Raw genomic sequence first — 17,510 nt, forward strand, 5'->3', positions numbered from 1 at the left:
TCCGTCACAACGCGATGGACTCGAGCGCTTCGTCATCCACGTCGCCCCCCAGCACCTGGGCACAGGTCTCCTCCCAGGCGGCCTCGCCCCAGATCTCGAACTTCTTGCCCTGGCCCAGCAGCACCACCCGCTTTTCCAGGCCGGCGTACTGCCGCAAGGGCGGGGGCAGCAACAGGCGTCCGCTGCCGTCCAGCTCGCACTCGGTGGCATGGCCCACCAGCAGGCGCTGCAGATTGCGCACCTTGGGGTTCATGTTGGGGCGGGACATCAGGTTCTGCTCAATGCGCTCCCACTCGGGGAACGGGTACAAGAGCAGGCAGCGGGAGGGATCAACCGTGATCACCAGCTGGCTGTTGCAGCTCGCAGCGAGGTCGTCGCGATACCGCGCCGGCATGGCCAGGCGGCCCTTCGCATCCAGATTGAGCTGGCTAACGCCTCGAAACATCGCTGATAACGGTGGTTACCCACCTTTCCCCACTTTGACCCACTTTCCGACACTATAGGTACGGGCATCCTCCAGAGTCAAGAAAATCGACCCCGAGAAACGAAAAATAAGCGTTGAATCACAGAGACTTAGCGCACCCACCCCGAGGTGGACGAAAGAGCGGGGAGAAGGGTATTAAAAGCCTCGCGTTGAGGCCCAAACTTAATGCATCACCTTACAAGTTTGCCGCACACACAGCCGTGTACGCGCAGACCGAGGCGGCTGCGGGGGCTTGATCGTGGGTAAAAGTGGGAGCCGGCCGTAAGCCGGGTTCTGTCGAGGACAGTCATTCATCTGGGACGTCCGTCACCGGACGCCTCGAGCAGCCTACCCGGGTGCGATGCGGGCCACACCATGCACCCCTATTTGGCCTTGCTCCGGACGGGGTTTACCCTGCCACGAACTGTTACCAGTCGCGCGGTGCGCTCTTACCGCACCATTTCACCCTTACCTGTACCCGGCGAACCGGGCCATCGGCGGTATATTTTCTGCGGCACTTTCCGTCGGCTCGCGCCGCCCAGGCGTTACCTGGCGTCCTGCCCTATGGAGCCCGGACTTTCCTCCACATCCGAGGATGCAGCGACTGCCTGGCCGACTCCCGCGCTCCTTTTACGCCGGCGCGTGCGCGAACGCAAGGCTTTTCAACGACCTGCTCCGCAAGGGGCTTTTGCCCACCACGAAGCGCACGAAGACACGAAGAAGGTCAAGGGCGGGCCAACCACGGAGAACACCGAGGTCACGGAGAAAGACATTGTCGTGGCCTGGGTGCACCTGGACCTGCCATCCACGGGGATCTTCACCGGCACGGTGCGATCGTGCTGAACCGCAAGATATATGGATGCCGATGAGCAGAGCGAATCGCATCATGGCTCACGCGAGGCCGGACCATTAGTGCGTTCCGCCGCGCTCAACACAACCCTGCCTGCCTCTCTGGAAGCCCTGCGCTGCTCTCCGTGTACTCCGTGCCCTCTGTGGTGCAAACGCCCTTGACCTTCTTCGAGCCTTCGTGCGCTTCGTGGTAAATGAAAAGCCCTACCCGCCCGCGTCCTTGAGGGCGAGGGCACGGGCGTAGACGCGGTTGCGCGGCAGGTCGGTGGCATCGGAGAGCAGGCGCGCCGCGCGTTTGAGGGGGAGTTCGTGCAACAGCGCCGCGAGCAGGCGCTCGTGCTCGTCGGACAGGGGCATGTCGGCCTCGCCCCCAGTGTCGGGTGCGGGCGCCGGGCCCAGGATCAGCACGAACTCGCCGCGGGTGCGGTTGCTATCGGCATCCAGCCAGGCCGGCAGTTCGCCGGCGGGGCCGCGATAGTGTTCCTCGAACTGCTTGGTCAACTCCCGCGCCAGGAAGACCTCCCGCCCCGGCGCCAGCTGCGCCAGGTTGGCGGCGGCCGCGCGAACCCGGTGGGACGATTCGAACAGGATGGTAGTGACTGGCAGGACCAGCAATGCCTCCAGCCGCCGCTGGCGCGCCCCGGCGGCATGCGGCAGGAATCCCTCGAAGCAGAAGCGGTCGGACGGCAGCCCGGCAACCGCCAGCGCAGCCAGAGGCGCGCTGGGCCCCGGTACGGCGCGCACATCCAACCCGGCCTCGCGCGCCGCCCTCACTAGCCGAAAACCCGGGTCCGACACCAGCGGCGTGCCGGCATCCGAGATCAGCGCGACGGACTCCCCCGCCATCAGCGCCTCCAGCAGCGAGGGAATACGCTCCGCCTCGTTATGCTCGTGCAGGCTGACCAGCGGCGTGTGCACGCCCAGATGGGCCAGCAGCCCGGCGCTGTGTCGCGTATCCTCCGCCGCAATGCGCTGCACCCGACCGAGGACCTCGCCCGCCCGCGGGCTCATGTCTCCGAGATTGCCAATCGGGGTAGCCACTACCCACAACGTGCCCCAGTTCGTTGACACGGCCTGATGCGCTTTCAATACTGACTCCTCATTCGCTGACGAACCGCTATCGTGACCCGAATCCCCGAACGCGCCGGGCATACCCGGCCCCTGTCCCGTCTTGCCCTGTTGCTGCTGGCCACGGCCATCGTGGTGGGCTGTGCCACGCCGCGCCCGGATCCGGAGCCGACCCCGGACGCCGAGGTCCGGCCGGACCTGGCCGAACTCCCTCCCGAGGTGCGCGCCAGCCTCCTGTTGAGCGAGGCCCGCTCGCGCCCGGAGGCCGACCTGGTGCGCCGCGCCATCGAGGCCGTGCTGGCGCTCGATCCCGCGACGCCGGACCAGCTGGACCGGGCCGAGGCCCTGTGGGCCGAGCTTCCCGCCGCCGAGCGTGACACCCAGGAAGTGCGCCTTCTGGGCGCGCGACTCGCAGCAGCGCAGCGGGACTGGGGGCTCGCCCGCCAACGACTGGGTGCAGACGACCCGGACGACCCCACGCGCTCCCCGGAGGTCTACCGCCAGGGGCTTGCCCTGCACGCCCGGATGCTGGAACAGGAGAGCCAATGGTATCAGGCCCTGGACACCCGGCTGCGCCTGGACCGCCTGCTAATCATGGAGCCCGACACACACGCCGAGAATCAGCAGCGCATATGGGGGCTGCTCGCGGCCCTGCGCCCGGCCCAGCGTGACCAGGTCGTGGGCAACCACCCGCCGGATGGTGATGCCTGGGTCAGTCTGTTCCGGCTACTGCGCGCCGCCGATACCGGGGAACAGGCGCACCTGGCCGCCGGACTGTGGCGCGAGCGCCATCCTGCGCATCCAGCCAACAGCCTGCTGCCGGAACTCGTCGCCAGCCACCCGCTGGCCGCGGACGCGCCGGGCGACACCCTGGTGCTGCTGCCGCTGTCGGGCGACCTGGCCGCACTGGGCAACGCCATACTCGATGGGATCACCCGCGCCTACTACGCGGAGGGTGGCGGCAACGGCAGGCTGATCGTGCGCGACACGCGCGGCGATCCGGACGGCGCCGCCGCCCTGTACCGGCGTGGCGTGGACTCCGGCGTCGCGCGCATCATCGGTCCGCTGCGGCGTGAGTCGGTAAACCAGGTGGCCGCAAGCGATGAAACCCTCCCGACCATCCTGCTGAACCGCACGGAAGTCTCGACCCACAGCGAACTCACAACGCTGGCCCTGAATCCCGAAGAGGACGCCCGCGCGGTGGCCGACCGGGCTACCCGCGCCGGGTGGTATCACCCGCTGGTGCTCCTGCCGGAAGGAGCCTTCGGAGATCGCGTGGCAAGTGCCTTCCGAGCGGCATTGGCCGACGAGGACCGGCGCCCGCGAGACTTGATTCGCATCCAGCCCAGCGCCGGGGAGCTGAACGCCGCCATTGGCAACGCACTCGGCATCCAGCAGAGCGAGGCGCGCATTCGGGATGTGGCACGCCGGACCGGGCTGGAACTGGAAGGCGACCCTCAGGTGCGCGCGGATGTGGACCACATCTTCATTGCCGGCACGGCGCCGCAAGTTCGGCGCATCGTGCCGCATCTGCATTTCCACCGGGCCAGCCAGCTCCCGATGATGGCCACGGCCCATGTTTATTCCGGACGTCCGGATACCAATCGCGACGCCGATCTCAACGGGATCGTCTTCCCCGACACCCCACGGCTGTTCGACCGGGTAAGCCCGCTGGCTGGCGACGATCAAGGGACCGACGAGGCGCTCCCCCGGTTCGTCGCCCTGGGCATGGACGCGATGCGCCTGAGCTTGCGCCAGGCAGGCATTCGCAACGCCCCCCATCATCAGCTAACCGGCGGCGCTGGCACCTGGAGCCTGAACCCCTTCAACCACGAGTGGGTGAGAGAACCGGCCTGGGCCCGCTTCGAGGGCGGCGAGCCCCGACGCATCGACGTACACGCCGGAGACTCCTGAGTGTTTCGTCCGGGCGCCTCGGGGCAGGCCGCCGAGAAGCGGGCTGCGGACTACCTGGAGGCACACGGGCTGCAGATCCGTGCACGTAACGTCCGCCGCCCTTACGGCGAGCTCGACCTTGTCGCACTCGAGGACGATACCCTGGTGCTGGTGGAAGTACGCAAGCGCAGCCACCCGGGCTTCGGGGGCGGCGCAGAGAGCATCGACCGGCGCAAGCGTGAACGGCTGTTGCGGGTGGCCGAGGCCTACTTGCAGGAAAGCGCCTGGAACGGCCCGGTCCGCTTCGATGTAATGACCCTGGATGGCCAGGACCGGATCGAGTGGCTGCAGGACGCCATCCAGGCATCCACCTCGTGAGCGTCCACCGATGACGCCTCTGGCCCGCGAACTGGAACAGCTCCTGGCGCCCGGCGATCGTCTGCTCGATCCCGCGGACTGCTGGACCTACGGTGCCGACAACTCGAAGCTGCATGCGGTGCCGGATGCCGTGGCCTTCCCACGGGACGCAGACATGGTGCGCGAGCTTGTGCGCCTTTGCCGGCGTCTCGGCGTGGCCCTGACCAGCCGCGGACGTGGCACGGGCACCACCGGAGCCGCGGTCCCGGACCATGGCGGGCTGGTGGTGTCATTCGAGCACATGAACCGCATCCTGGAGGTAGACCCGGACAATCGCTGGCTGATCGCCGAGCCGGGCGCCACCAACGGCGAGGTCCAGCAGGCGGCAGGCGCCAGGGGCTTCTTCTGGCCGCCGGACCCTACCAGCAGCGCCTATTGCACGCTCGGTGGCAATCTGGCCTATAACTCCGCCGGCCCGCACGCGGTCAAGTACGGCACCCCGCGTGACAACACCCTGGGCCTGTCCGGCGTGGCCGGAACCGGCGAGGCATTCCGTACTGGCGTCCATACCACCAAGGGCGTGGTGGGCTATGACCTCACCCGGCTGCTGATCGGTTCCGAAGGCACCCTGGCCGTGTTCACCGAGGCCACGTTGCGACTGACACCCAAGCCGGAGGCGACGCGCCTGATCCAGGCGGTCTACCGCGACGTCGGTGCCGCGGCCCGCGCCGTATCCCGGCTGATGGCGCGCGCCGAGGTCCCGTCGGCATTGGAGTTCATGGACCATTCGGCGATCGCGATGATCCGTGACTACGCGCCGGATTGCCCCCTGCCCGCCGATGCGGGCGCGATCCTGATGATCGAGACCGATGGCACCGAGGCCGGCATCGACGCCACCACCGCCGGCATCCGGCGCGCGGCCGAGGGCGAAGGCTGCGTGCAGACCCTCAGCGCCGACACCGCGGAAGAGGCCCAGGCGCTATGGGCCGTGCGCAAGGCCCTGTCACCGGCGTTACGCACGGTTGCGCCGAAGAAGATCAACGAAGACGTGGTCGTGCCAGTCTCGCGCATTCCCGACCTGATTGCCGGGCTCGACCGGCTGGCCGCGGAACACGCGATCAAGATCGTGAACTTCGGCCATGCCGGCAACGGCAACATTCATGTAAACCTGCTGGTGAACCCGGATGACCCGGCGGAACTGGCCGCGGCAGAGCGCTGCCTGGACGGCGTCTTTACCCTGGTGCTGTCGCTGGGCGGGACGCTCTCGGGCGAACACGGCATCGGGCTGGTGAAGCGGCCCTATATAAGCCGGGAACTGGACCCGGTGACACTGGAACTGATGGCCGGCATCAAGCGAACATTCGACCCGGACAACATCCTGAACCCGGGCAAGGCGCCCGGACCCGCTTAGCCAAATACCGGTTAGGCGCCCCCCAAGCAAGGCCCGGACAAGAAAAGGGCCCCGGAAGGGGCCCTACTTCACAACCTTCAGTGCCGGCCCCTTGCGCTTCGGAGTCGGCGAATCGTCCCCGCCCCCATCATCACCAGAACCGTCCGGAGGCGTGCCCGGGCCGTCGTCGTCGGGGCCGGGCCCCGGTTCGCTGCCGAACATCATCCCCTGACCGTTCTCGCGCGCGTACACCGCGAGCACCGCTTGCATCGGCACAAACACATCCATCGGGCTGCCCGCGAAACGGGCCGAGAAGGCCACCGCCTCGTCACCGATGTTCAGGGCCTGCACTGCGGTCGGACCGACATTGAGGGTGATCTTGCCCTGGTCGACGAACGCATCCGGAACGACCACCCCTTCGACCGTAGCGTCGACCAGGAGATGCGGCGTGAAGCCGTTATCCGTGACCCACTCCCACAGTGCCCGGAGCAGATAGGGGCGCGACGAAGTCACAGGCGCAGCTCGCGCTCGGCCTCGGTCAGACTCACCTGGAACGATTCGCGCTTGCAGACGCGATCGGCATACTCCTGAATCGCCTGCGGCAACGCCGTCAGATCGATGCCCACGGCGGGAAGCCGCCACATCACCGGGGCAATGGCGCAGTCCACGATCGAGAACTCGTCACTCAGGAAGTACGGCTTGAGCTCGAAGATCTCGGCCGAGCTGACCAGGCTTTCGCGCAGGATCTTGCGCGCCTTGGTCAAGCCGGAGCCGGAGGCCTGCTGGACGGCATCGAGACCTTCGTACCAGTCACGCTCCACGCGATAAAGCGCCAGCCGCGCAGCCGCCCGCGAGACCGGATCCACCGGCATCAGTGGGGGATGCGGAAAGCGTTCATCCAGGTACTCGGTGATGACATGCGTGCCGTACAGGGCCAGGTCGCGATCCACCAGGGTCGGGACCTCGTTGTACGGATTCAGGTCGGAGAGATCCTCGGGCAGTTCATCGGGCCCGAGATTCACGACATCCACGGCGATGTCCTTCTCCGCAAGGATGATGCGAACACGGTGGCAACGCACGCAGTCGTGAGCAGAAAAGAGGGTCATAACAGAACGACGGTTGGCGACCAGCGCCATGGCTTTCTCCCTACCCCGGCCGAACAGTTTCCGGTGCCGGGCAGACGGTCAATAACACCGGCGCGCGATCATCCCTGATCCGCGCACCGGCTACGGTTCATGCCGCCTAGTGTACGTCTTTCCAGTACTCCTTTTTCAAGAAGTAGGCAAGAATCGTAAAGATCCCGAGGAAAATCAGCACGTACAGGCCAATTCGCTGACGGTCCAGCTGCATCGGCTCACCCATGTACGAGAGGTAGGTCACGAGATCGCGCACCGCACGGTCGTACTCGCTGGGCGTCATCTGGCCGGAGCGCACCAGCTCGAGACGCTCGTCACCATTCTCGTCGACGACCTTTTCCTGCCAGCCCTGCAGTTCCCACAACACGTGAGGCATGCCGACGTTGGAGAACACCTCGTTGTTCGCACCCAGCGGGCGCGACTCGTCGATGTAGAAGCTCTTCAGGAAGGTATAGACCCAGTCCTCGCCATTGATGCGCGTGGTCATGGTCAGGTCCGGCGGGACCACACCGAAGGCCTCTTCGCCATAGTCGTCGCCCATGGCGTTCGTCATCAGCGAACCGACACCGACCGGATCACCGGACTCGTCGGTGATGAAGATGAAGTTCTCCTCCACCTGCTGCTCGGTCAGGCCGATATCGCGACCGACACGGTTGTAGCGCATGTACTCGGTCGAGTGACAGGCCATGCAGTAGTTCATGAACAGGTTGGCGCCGCGCTGGAGCGAGGCCTCGTTGGTCACGTCGACATTGGCCTTCTGCAGTCCGTCGCTGGACCCGGCCGCGGAGGCGGCCGGGACGGTGAACAGGGCCGCAGCGGCCAGGAACGTAGTTGCAATCAGCGTTTTCATTAGGAAGTCACCCTTTCCGGAACGGCACGGTCACGGCCCAGGCCACGCGCGAACGCAGGGACCACCATGGTCACGAAGAGATATACGGTCGGAATCAGCCAGGACCACAAGATCAGGCTCCCGTCATTGGGATCGAAGCGCAGGATGTCGTAGATGGAGTAGATACCCACCACCACCGCAAACGCGATCAGACTGAAGAACATGGACCGCTCCCGGCTGAGGAACCACAGCACGAAGAAGAACGCGAAGTAGACCGTGGAGAAGCGCAGGCTCATCTCGCTGACCTCGCTGGTGGCCTGCTGCAGGCCCAGCCAACCGAGGACCACGAACGCCACCACGAACACCGCCAGGTTGAACTTGGCCGCGAACGAGCGATAGCGCATCGACAGGACCGGGTTGCGATCCAGCCAGGGGATGAAGAACAGCATCACGACCGCCGCGCCCATCGCCATCACGCCCAGGAACGGATCCGGCACCGAGCGCAGTACCGAGTACATCGAGGTGAAGTACCAGACCGGCGGAATCAGATCCGGGGTCACCAGCGGATCGGCCGGGATCATGTTGTCGGCCTTCAGGAACAGGCCACCCCCGGTGGGGAAGAAGAACATGATCGCGGCGAAGACCATCAGGAACACGCCAACACCCGCCAGATCCTTCACGGAGTAGTAGGGGTGGAACGGGATGCCATCCTTCGGGATGCCGTTCTCGTCCTTGTTTTTCTTGATCTCGACGCCATCCGGGTTATTCGAACCCACTTCGTGCAGCGCGATGATGTGCGCGGCCACCAGCATGATCAGCACCAGCGGCAGGGCAATCACGTGCAGTGCGAAGAACCGGTTCAACGTGGCGTCGGACAGCAGGAAGTCACCGCGGATCCAGGTCACCAGGTCCGGCCCGATATACGGGATGGTCTGGAACAGGTTCACGATCACCTGCGCGCCCCAGTAGGACATCTGACCCCACGGCAGCAGGTAGCCGGCGAAGGCCTCGGCCATCAGCACCAGGTAGATCAGCACACCGAAGATCCAGATCAGCTCGCGCGGCTTCTTGTAGGAGCCGTAGAGCAACGCCCGGAACATGTGCAGGTAGACGACCACGAAGAACATCGAGGCGCCGGTGGAATGCATGTAGCGGATCAGCCAGCCCCACTCCACGTCGCGCATGATGTACTCGACCGATGCAAACGCGAGCTCGGCGTCGGGCTTGTAGAACATGGTCAAGAAGATACCGGAGACGAACTGGATGACCAGCACCAGCAGCGCCAGGGATCCGAAGAAATACCAGAAGTTGAAGTTCTTCGGTGCGTAGTACTGCGCCAGATGCTCGTTCCACATCTGGGAGAGCGGGAAGCGGGCGTCCACCCAGCCCAGTACACCGCCCTGGATCTTGGTATCAGGATTGCTAGCCATCAGATCGCCTCCCCGTCTTCGTCTTCACCAATGACAAGCAAGGTGTCGGTCCGATACATGTGCCGCGGGATCACCAGATTGGTCACCGCCGGCATGTTGCGGTACACGCGACCCGCAAGGTCGAAGCGCGAACCGTGGCAGCCGCACAGCCAGCCGCCCAGCCAGTCGGAGCCCATCTCGGGATCGCCGATCTCCGGGCGGTAGGTCGGCGAGCAGCCCAGATGGGTGCAGATACCGATGACGACCAGGATCTCGGGATCGCGCGAACGGTATTCGTTCTGCGCATATGCCGGCTGCTGGCTTTCCACTTCGGAGTCCGGATCGCGCAGGCGATCGGCCACCTCGGCCAAACCGGCAACCATCTCGTCGGTGCGCCGCACTACCCAGATCGGCTGCCCGCGCCACTCGACGCTGACACGCTGACCCGGCTCGACAGCGGCCACGTCGAACTCGACAGGGGCCCCGGCTGCCTGAGCGCGCGCGCTGGGCTGCAAGGACGCCAGGAACGGGGCCGCGACTGCGGCGACCCCGGCTCCGCCTACGACGGATGTCGCGGCGACGAGGAACCGGCGACGGCCTCGGTTTACGCCTTGGTTTGCCATGTTTGTCTCTCCAAACAACGTGTTGAAATCGTATTCCCGCGGCCGCACAAGGGAGGCGCGGCCGGTACGCGAAGGGGCTTGCCGCACGCGCGAATACCCATCTGGGCGGGCTGTAAAATGCGATAGAATTCCCGAACACGCTAATAAGGTCAAGTAGATTGCCGCCTTAAGACCGAGCATTGCACTCGGTCTCAGACCCCCGAAAACCCTATAAGCGGTTGATTATAAATTTGCTTGTTCCGGGCGCCGCCAACGCCCCGAAACCGCACAATCTGCACCACAATCTCGCAGCGCGCTGCCCACAAGGGAGACAACGATCAGGCCGGATTGTCGATCTCGATGAACTCGTGTTCGAGGCCGAAACGCTCCGCACACCACTGCCCCAGGGCCAGAGCCCCGTAGCGTTCGGTCGCGTGGTGCCCGGCAGCAAAGTAGTGCACCCCAAGCTCGCGCGCTTCGTGGGTGGTCTGTTCGGAGATCTCGCCACTGACATAGGCATCCACCCCCCGGGCTGCCGCCTCGGAGAGCAGCGACTGCGCCCCGCCGGTACACCAGGCGATGCGCCGGATCCGGTGATCGCCGGCCTCCACGCACAGGGCCTCGCGCCCCAGCACATTGCTGATGTGCGCCTGCATGTCCGGCGCCGACAGCGGCCGGGCGGGTGTTCCGATCTGGCCGACCCCGTCCTCGCGCAGCACGCCGTCGATCGCGAACCCCAGGCGTCCCGCCAGCTGGGTATTGTTGCCGAGTGCCGGGTGGGCATCCAGCGGCAGATGGTAGGCCACCAAATTGATTTCGTGCGCGAGCAACTGCCGCAAGCGCTCCCGCTTCATGCCGGTCACCGCCTGCGGCTCGCCCTTCCAGAAGTAGCCGTGATGCACCAGGATCAGGTCGGCCCCGGTCTCCACGGCCGCCTCCACCAGCGCCAGGGAGGCGGTCACCCCGCTGACGATTCGGCGGATCTCGCGCCGCCCCTCGACCTGCAGGCCGTTCGGACAGTAGTCGCGGAAACGCTCCGGTTCGAGTTCCGCATTCAGTGCCTGCATCAGTTCGTCGCGATCGACCACGGCGGGATCCCCTGTTGAACGATGTTTCGGTATATTCAGCATATGGTGAATTTCTCTCGCTTCCTCCTGCAAGCCGCGCTGACCGGCATCGCCCTGGCCGTGGTGATCGCGGTGTTCTTCCCCGAGATCCTCGGCCGCGGCGACCCGGGTGCCGAGCTGCAGGTCGCCGAGCCGGTGGCTGCGCCTGCCGCAACGGGCGCGCCGGCCAGCTATGCCGACGGCGTACGCCGCGCAGCACCCGCGGTGGTCAACATCATGACCTCGCGCACCATCGACCGCCCGTCCGGCTTCGGCCTGCACGAGTTCTTTGGCCAGCAACTGCCACCGGGCGAACAGGAACAGTCCAGCCTCGGCTCCGGGGTCATCATGACCGATCAGGGGCACGTGCTCACCAATCACCACGTGATCGAGGAGGCCGATGCCATCGCAATCGTGCTGCCCGGCGGCGAGGCCCACCCCGCCGAGATCATCGGCATTGACCCGGACACCGACCTGGCCGTGCTGCGCGTGCGGGTACCGGATCTGGCCGTGGCCACGGTGGGTCACTCCAGCGAGTTGCAGGTGGGTGACGTGGTCCTGGCCATTGGCAACCCGTTCGGGGTCGGCCAGACCGTGACCCAGGGCATTGTCTCCGCCACCGGGCGCAACCAGCTGGGCATCAACACCTTCGAGGACTTCATCCAGACCGACGCGGCCATCAACCCGGGCAATTCCGGTGGCGCCCTGATCAATGCCCGCGGCGAGGTCATCGGCATCAACACGGCGATCTTCTCGCGCTCCGGCGGCTCCCACGGCATCGGCTTCGCGATCCCGGTGGACCTGGCGCGCAGCGTGATGACCGACATCATCGAACAGGGCTTTGTCGCCCGCGGCTGGCTGGGAATCGAGGTCCAGGCGATGGACCGCGAACTGGCCGAATCCTTCGGTCTGGACGCCCCGCGCGGCGTGCTGGTGGCGGGCATCCTGCGCGAAGGCCCGGCCGACGAGGCCGGCATCCGCCCGGGGGACATCATCACCCACCTCGACGACAGCAGCGTAAACACCCCGCGCGAGGCCCTCAACGCGATCGCCCGCACCTCACCGGGCGAAACCCTGGACATCCGCATCCAACGCAAGGACGAGGACGTCGAGCTCTCAGCGACTGTCGTCCAGCGCCCGATCTAAGGAAACACCCACCCGGGTCTTTCTCAGCCGTTGGCCGGCGAGCTGACCGTGGTCAGCACCGCGGTTAGCAGCAGGACCAACGCCACCAGGGCGCCCTCCAGCGCGATGCTGCGCCGCAGACGCCGCGGTGCTCCCGCTTCGCCCCGCTCGAAGGCCGGCACCAGCCGCCACTTGTTCGCGGCCGCCAGCAGCAGGAGCAGTGCGACGATCAGCACCTTGCCGATCAGGAACTGGCCATAGCCGGTGGTCAACAACGGCGTGATGCCACCCAGCAACCACCAGGCGAGAACCAGCCCCGCCAGCACCAGCAGCCCGACCCCGATCATCGCGACCTGCCCAAAGCGAGCGAGGATGCGCGCGGCATCGGGACCCTCGGGTGGGTGCCCGGCCAGCCGGTACAGCGGACCCAGCGACGCGACCCAGAAGGCGGCTGCCAGCAAATGCAGTATCAGCAAGCCGGCCAGCAGGGGGCGCGGCTCGTCCACCGTATGGCCCACCTGCACGAAGGCGAACATCACCAACAGCACCCCGGCCAGGCTCAGGCCATAGCCCACCCCCGGCAGACGCCGGGCATCCAACAGGATCGCCTGGACCAGTAGCAAGCCCGTCACCGCGAGAATCAATCGGGTGCCCTGCGCGCCCTCGAACACGATCCCCAGCAGCATGGGGTCCATCGCGGAGGCGATATTACCGCCCCCGAGATACCCGGCCTGCAACAGCCACTGCAGCATGGCCAGGGCGATTGCCACCCAGGCCGAGATCGCCCCTGTGCGGGCGAGCACCCGGCGATCCGGATCGGGCAGATCCGGAAACGCCAGGCGGAACAGCACCGCCCCGGTCGCCAGCAGGGCCCCGAGGTAGAACCCGGCCGTCACGAGGATCATCGCGACGGTCCAGGCCTCCACCCCGGCGAGTGCCGACATCCAAGCCATAGATCAGTCCTCCACCGTGAAGCGGAAGCCATCGGACATCATGTGCCCGTCGCGTGCCAGACCGCGCCAGCGCACCTGATAGCTGCCGGCCGGAAGCGGCTCCGCAGGCTCCACAAAGTAGCGCTCGGTCGGCTCGCTGCCCGGCCGATTCGCCATGCTCACACGGCCGTTGGGGCCGGTCACGTCGAACTGGGTAATGCGCATCGCGCCATCGAACTCGATGCCGATCTCCTCCGGCGAGCCCTGCACGGTGGCGCCGTCCTTCGGCGTGCTGCCCAAATCGCCCTCATGGGCCAACAGCGGCATGGCCAGGGCCAGCAGCAGGGCCGCCACGGCGGCTCGGGTGGTGTTGTGGAGCGTGTTCTTGGTCTGCATGTCGTGTCCTCTTGTCGTTTTGCTGTGTTGCAAATGTTTGTTGCGTTGAAACATGGGTTGGAAAAACGGAGGGCCCAACTGGGCCCTCCGGCCGGTTCCATACCCGCGACTAGTGGTCGTGGCCTCCATGCCCCCCGTGACCGCCATGGCCACCATGGCCGTTCGTTTCACGGCTCGGGGTCGGCAGCGCGTCCGAGCCCTCGCCGGCGAGCTTGCCGCGGCGCACCGGGTTGCCGAAGTCGGGGTCATCGCTGACCATCCAGGCGACCTCGCCATCCGGGTGCCAGTACCAACCGGGGTCGCGGAAGTCGCCCGGCTCCAGGTCATCGCGGACCTTGATCAGGGTGAACATCCCGCCCATGCCGATGCTGCCGAACGGGCCCTGACCCATGGCCATCGCCAGGGTGTTCTCCGGGCCGGTCATGTGACCGCCGTCGGTGTGCTCCTGGTGGTCGGCCATGCCGTGCTCGCCCATCGCCATATAGCCGGGGAGGATCGAGCGGATCTCTTCCTCGATACCGGACTGATCCACACCCAGTGGGTTGGCAATGCCGTGCCCCATCGGGTTCATGGTGTGGTGCGACATGTGGCAGTGGAACGCCCAGTCACCCGGTGGCGCAACGAACTCGACATCGCGCGTCTGCCCGACCGCCACAATCTCGGTGGTCTCCTTGCGCCACTGGTTGCGTGGCCAGCGACCGCCATCGGAGCCGGTCACCTCGAACGACACCCCGTGCACATGCATCGGGTGGTTCCACATCGACAGGTTGCCCATGCGGATACGCACCCGCTCGCCGGTCTTCGCCACCAGCGAGTCGATGGCCGGGAACACCTTGGAATTCATCGACCACAGATCGAAGTCCACCATGATCGACGGATCCGGGGTGCGGGTACCGGGATGCAGTCCCCAGTTGTGCAACAGGATCGCGTAGTCGCGGTCCACCGGCTCGATCTCGCCATCCCTCGGGTGGATGATGAACATGCCCATCATCCCCATCGCCATCTGCACCATCTCGTCGGCATGCGGGTGGTACATGTGCGTGCCATGCTGGTTCAGCTCGAACTCGTAGACGAAGGTCTCGCCCGGGTGGATCGGCGGCTGGGTCACTCCCTTCACACCATCCATGCCCGAGGGCAGGTGGATGCCGTGCCAGTGCACCGAGGTGTACTCGGGCAGCCGGTTGGTCACGTAGATGCGGACACGATCGCCCTCCACCGCCTCGATGGTCGGCCCGGGCGTGGTGCCGTTATAGCCCCAGCACTTGGCCACCGAACCGGGCGCGAACTCGTGCTCGATCTCCTCGGCCACCAGGTGAAACTCCTTCACCCCGTCGTTCATCTGGTACGGCAGCGTCCAGCCATTGGGCGTATGCACCGGCATGTAGCCCTGCTCGGTACGATCGCCGGGGGTGTGGTCGCCCTGGTTGTGGTGCTCGTGACCCGTTTCGGCCATCACCCGCGTCAGGGTGGTTGCCGGCAGCAGGGCGCTGGCGGCAATCAGAAAGTTACGGCGTTTCATCAGTGATGCCCTCCATGCCCGTGGTTGGAATGATCGCGGTGATCCTGGCCCTGCTGACCGTGGTCATCGTGATCCATGCCCTCGCCCTCGTGGCCCTCGTGGCCCTCGTGGCCCTCATGGCCCTCATGGTCCTCATGGTCCTCATGGCCCTCATGGCCCTCATGGCCCTCATGACCTTCATGACCTTCATGACCTTCATGACCTTCATGACCTTCATGACCTTCGTGGCCTTCGTGACCTTCGTGACCTTCGTGGCCTTCGTGGCCTTCGTGGCCTTCGTGGCCTTCGTGGCCTTCGTGGCCTTCGTGGCCTTCGTGGCCTTCGTGGCCTTCGTCATGATCCATCCCGTCATGGGCCCCGTGATCCCCGTGGTCCATGCCGGAATGCCCTTCATCGCCACCGCCATGATCCATGGCACCGTGATCCATGGCACCGTGATCCATGGCACCGTGATCCATGGGCGCCGGGTCGTGCTCCAGCTGCGCGGTCTCGAACTTGCCGGCACTGCCCGGTTCGCCGCCCGGCAATTCACCGGCCACGGAATGCGCCAGCGCAGCACGCGCCTGCCAGTAGTCACCCAGGGCCGCGATCGCCTTCTGCCAGTCCGCCAGCTCCTCCTGCTTGATCGCGAGCAGGTCGAACACGTCGTCGAACATGAAGTTCACGCGTTCCTGGAGCCGCTCGGTCGCCAGCTCGCGGGCCGGCAGCAGATCGTCCTGCAGCACGCCGAAGCGAGTGCGGTGGTGGGTCAGACGCTCGAAGTGCTGGTGCACATCATTGGTAATCACCTGCACCAGCGACTCGCGCCGCGCCTCGCCGTCCGCCAGCCGTGCCTCGGCGCGGCCAATACCGGCCTGGTTCTGGTTGAAGATCGGCAGCGTGAACGAGATGCCTCCACCCCACAGGCGGGTCCCGTCACCCTCGCGCTCAAACTCCAACCCCGGCTCGATATCCCCCATCCAGCGGTAGCGCCGCACCAGGGCCACGCCCTCGGTCAGCCCATCCAGGGCATGATCCAGCGCGCGCAGATCCAGGCGCTGTTCCAGCGCCTGGTCCACCAGGGCCTGGCGCTCCTCGACCTCTGCCAGCGGCAGCGGCAGCTCTTTCGAAAGCTCCCAGTCATCGACCTCGCCAGGCAGCCCCATCAGATGCGCGAGGCGCAGCCGCGCCTCGCGCTCGCGCTGGCGGGCATCCTCGAGCTCCAAGCGCGCCTCGGCGGCGCGGATGCGCAGTTGCGCGCGCTGAAGATCCGACACGTTGCCGGCCTCATAAAAGCGTTCGCCCAGGCGGGCACCCAGGTCGGCCGCACGGGTCTCCAGACGCTGCACCTCCGCGCGCTGGCGCGCGGCCACCGCGTCATACCAGGCGCGCTCGGTATCGCTGGCCAGCGCGACCATCCCTTCGGCCAGTTGCAGACGGGTGGATTCCCAGTGCGACTGCGCCATCTCCTGGCGGGAGCTACGCATCAGCAGGCCGGAGATTCCCCAGGCCAGGCCGACGCCGTACTCGTTACCGCCACCACCCTCGGGGCGCATCACCGACAGCGACAGCGAAGGGTTGGAAAACTGGGAGGCCTCGACCACGTCGACCGCGGTCAGGTCCAGCTTGGCGTAGGCCTGCTGCATGCGCGGGTTGCGCCAGATGGCCTGGTGAACAGCCTCGTCGAGCGTCAGCTCGCCGGAGGGTCGGGGCATCTCCGACTCGGGCAGGTCGATCCCCTGCACCGAGACGTCCTCCGCCAGTTCGGACCGATCCAGCTCGGGCGCGGTAACCGCGCAACCGGCGAGGAACAGTACCGACACCACGGGGAGCAGCAATCGGGTTGCTCGCATCGTGAAAATCTCCTTGATTCCGTACTCGATTCCGTACCGCGCGCGAAAGCACGACACGGGCATGCCGCCCGCTGCTGGGAATCCCCCAGACACACGGGCAGGAACCGGCCAAACGGCCGGCACTGCGGGATCAGGAGAGGATTGGAGGGCGGTGCAACGCGACCGCGGAAGGGCCGCTCTGGAAGGAATGCAGGCTTGCGCCCTGTGCGACCGTCGTCAGCACACTCATGCCGGTGATGGACGGCATGCCCTGACAATGGCTGCAGGCGGCGCAGGCAGCCAGACAGGCCGCGTCCACGCAATCGACATGTACGAGCAGCTCGCTGGCCTGGGAGTGTCCCGATGAAGGAGCAGGGTCCGAACCATGCGGCGAACCGGCGTGGCCCGCCCGGTCGCCATGCGCATGGTGATGATGGGCAGCGTCGTGCCCGTGATCGTGGGCCTCGTGCTCGGCATCGCCCTTGGACTGGGCACCTTGCACCGTGTGCCCAGCGTGACCGTCTTCCATTCCCACAGCCGCCGCCAGCGCCGGCAGGCCGGCAATCGCCAGCACCAGCATCCAGCACAGCAGTCGGAAGAAGACTCGGTTCACGTCGGTCACAAC

Annotated in this window: 18 protein-coding genes and 1 other RNA gene; 5 read left to right on the plus strand and 14 right to left on the minus strand. The window is 66.1% G+C overall.

Going from position 1 to position 17,510, the window contains the following annotated elements; all coding sequences use genetic code 11:
• Positions 1-4 precede the first annotated feature (4 nt).
• Positions 5-445 carry a division/cell wall cluster transcriptional repressor MraZ gene (gene mraZ / locus D578_RS0105280; protein WP_018144475.1) on the minus strand — a complete coding sequence of 147 codons (441 nt, stop codon included), beginning with the start codon at positions 443-445 and terminating at the stop codon, positions 5-7.
• A gap of 286 nt (positions 446-731) precedes the next feature.
• Positions 732-1,083, minus strand: an RNA gene (gene rnpB / locus D578_RS15115) — RNase P RNA component class A.
• Between the two features lie 22 nt (positions 1,084-1,105).
• On the opposite strand from rnpB, the gene D578_RS15865 reads away from it, so the two are divergent.
• Positions 1,106-1,306 (plus strand): hypothetical protein, encoded by a 201-nt coding sequence (locus tag D578_RS15865; RefSeq protein WP_155996762.1) that lies wholly within the window; start codon positions 1,106-1,108, stop codon positions 1,304-1,306.
• A 210-nt stretch (positions 1,307-1,516) separates the two neighbouring features.
• Here the strand turns inward: D578_RS15865 and rsmI are convergent, their stop codons facing one another.
• Positions 1,517-2,353, minus strand: a complete 837-nt coding sequence (gene rsmI / locus D578_RS0105290; RefSeq protein WP_081617330.1) for a 16S rRNA (cytidine(1402)-2'-O)-methyltransferase — start codon at positions 2,351-2,353, stop codon at positions 1,517-1,519.
• An 81-nt stretch (positions 2,354-2,434) separates the two neighbouring features.
• Here rsmI and D578_RS0105295 point away from each other — a divergent pair, with 81 nt between their 5' ends.
• The 3 genes from D578_RS0105295 to D578_RS0105305 are packed head-to-tail and all read left to right on the plus strand — an operon-like array spanning position 2,435 to position 6,041.
• The gene (locus D578_RS0105295) at positions 2,435-4,294 is read left to right on the plus strand and encodes a penicillin-binding protein activator (protein ID WP_018948925.1); all 1,860 of its coding nucleotides are present in this window, start codon (positions 2,435-2,437) and stop codon (positions 4,292-4,294) included.
• Complete coding sequence (locus D578_RS0105300; RefSeq protein WP_018948926.1) at positions 4,295-4,651, plus strand: YraN family protein; 357 nt, start codon at positions 4,295-4,297, stop codon at positions 4,649-4,651.
• Between the two features lie 10 nt (positions 4,652-4,661).
• A complete protein-coding gene (locus D578_RS0105305; protein ID WP_018948927.1) occupies positions 4,662-6,041 on the plus strand; it encodes an FAD-binding oxidoreductase in 1,380 nt (459 codons plus the stop codon).
• A gap of 63 nt (positions 6,042-6,104) precedes the next feature.
• On the opposite strand, the gene D578_RS0105310 is transcribed toward D578_RS0105305, so the two are convergent.
• From D578_RS0105310 to D578_RS0105335, 6 genes are all read right to left on the minus strand, one after another.
• Positions 6,105-6,533 (minus strand): ClpXP protease specificity-enhancing factor, encoded by a 429-nt coding sequence (locus tag D578_RS0105310; protein WP_018948928.1) that lies wholly within the window; start codon positions 6,531-6,533, stop codon positions 6,105-6,107.
• On the minus strand, positions 6,530-7,156 hold the full coding sequence (locus D578_RS0105315) for a glutathione S-transferase N-terminal domain-containing protein (RefSeq protein ID WP_018948929.1): 627 nt from the start codon (positions 7,154-7,156) through the stop codon (positions 6,530-6,532). The genes D578_RS0105310 and D578_RS0105315 overlap by 4 nt, the downstream gene beginning before the upstream one ends.
• A 106-nt stretch (positions 7,157-7,262) precedes the next feature.
• The gene (locus D578_RS0105320) at positions 7,263-8,006 is read right to left on the minus strand and encodes a cytochrome c1 (protein ID WP_018948930.1); all 744 of its coding nucleotides are present in this window, start codon (positions 8,004-8,006) and stop codon (positions 7,263-7,265) included.
• Positions 8,006-9,415, minus strand: coding sequence for a cytochrome bc complex cytochrome b subunit (locus D578_RS0105325; protein ID WP_018948931.1), 1,410 nt, complete (start codon positions 9,413-9,415; stop codon positions 8,006-8,008). The genes D578_RS0105320 and D578_RS0105325 overlap by 1 nt, the downstream gene beginning before the upstream one ends.
• On the minus strand, positions 9,415-10,017 hold the full coding sequence (petA, locus tag D578_RS0105330) for a ubiquinol-cytochrome c reductase iron-sulfur subunit (RefSeq protein ID WP_026289194.1): 603 nt from the start codon (positions 10,015-10,017) through the stop codon (positions 9,415-9,417). Before petA ends, D578_RS0105325 begins: the two co-directional genes overlap by 1 nt.
• A gap of 317 nt (positions 10,018-10,334) precedes the next feature.
• Positions 10,335-11,084 carry a Nif3-like dinuclear metal center hexameric protein gene (locus D578_RS0105335; protein WP_026289195.1) on the minus strand — a complete coding sequence of 250 codons (750 nt, stop codon included), beginning with the start codon at positions 11,082-11,084 and terminating at the stop codon, positions 10,335-10,337.
• 42 nt (positions 11,085-11,126) lie between these two features.
• Here D578_RS0105335 and D578_RS0105340 point away from each other — a divergent pair, with 42 nt between their 5' ends.
• Positions 11,127-12,248: a S1C family serine protease gene (locus D578_RS0105340; RefSeq protein WP_018948934.1), complete on the plus strand. Its 1,122-nt coding sequence runs from the start codon at positions 11,127-11,129 to the stop codon at positions 12,246-12,248.
• 23 nt (positions 12,249-12,271) lie between these two features.
• On the opposite strand, the gene D578_RS0105345 is transcribed toward D578_RS0105340, so the two are convergent.
• From D578_RS0105345 to D578_RS0105365, 5 genes are all read right to left on the minus strand, one after another.
• On the minus strand, positions 12,272-13,180 hold the full coding sequence (locus D578_RS0105345; RefSeq protein ID WP_026289196.1) for a CopD family protein: 909 nt from the start codon (positions 13,178-13,180) through the stop codon (positions 12,272-12,274).
• A 3-nt stretch (positions 13,181-13,183) separates the two neighbouring features.
• Positions 13,184-13,555 (minus strand): copper resistance CopC family protein, encoded by a 372-nt coding sequence (locus tag D578_RS0105350; RefSeq protein WP_018948936.1) that lies wholly within the window; start codon positions 13,553-13,555, stop codon positions 13,184-13,186.
• A gap of 109 nt (positions 13,556-13,664) precedes the next feature.
• Positions 13,665-15,074 (minus strand): multicopper oxidase family protein, encoded by a 1,410-nt coding sequence (locus D578_RS0105355; RefSeq protein WP_018948937.1) that lies wholly within the window; start codon positions 15,072-15,074, stop codon positions 13,665-13,667.
• The gene (locus tag D578_RS0105360) at positions 15,074-16,891 is read right to left on the minus strand and encodes a TolC family protein (RefSeq protein ID WP_026289197.1); all 1,818 of its coding nucleotides are present in this window, start codon (positions 16,889-16,891) and stop codon (positions 15,074-15,076) included. The genes D578_RS0105355 and D578_RS0105360 overlap by 1 nt, the downstream gene beginning before the upstream one ends.
• Before the next feature lie 145 nt (positions 16,892-17,036).
• Positions 17,037-17,465 (minus strand): hypothetical protein, encoded by a 429-nt coding sequence (locus D578_RS0105365; RefSeq protein WP_042798374.1) that lies wholly within the window; start codon positions 17,463-17,465, stop codon positions 17,037-17,039.
• Between the last annotated feature and the right edge of the window lie 45 nt (positions 17,466-17,510).

Source organism: Thioalkalivibrio sp. ALMg11 (assembly GCF_000377905.1).
Taxonomy (GTDB): domain Bacteria; phylum Pseudomonadota; class Gammaproteobacteria; order Ectothiorhodospirales; family Ectothiorhodospiraceae; genus Thioalkalivibrio.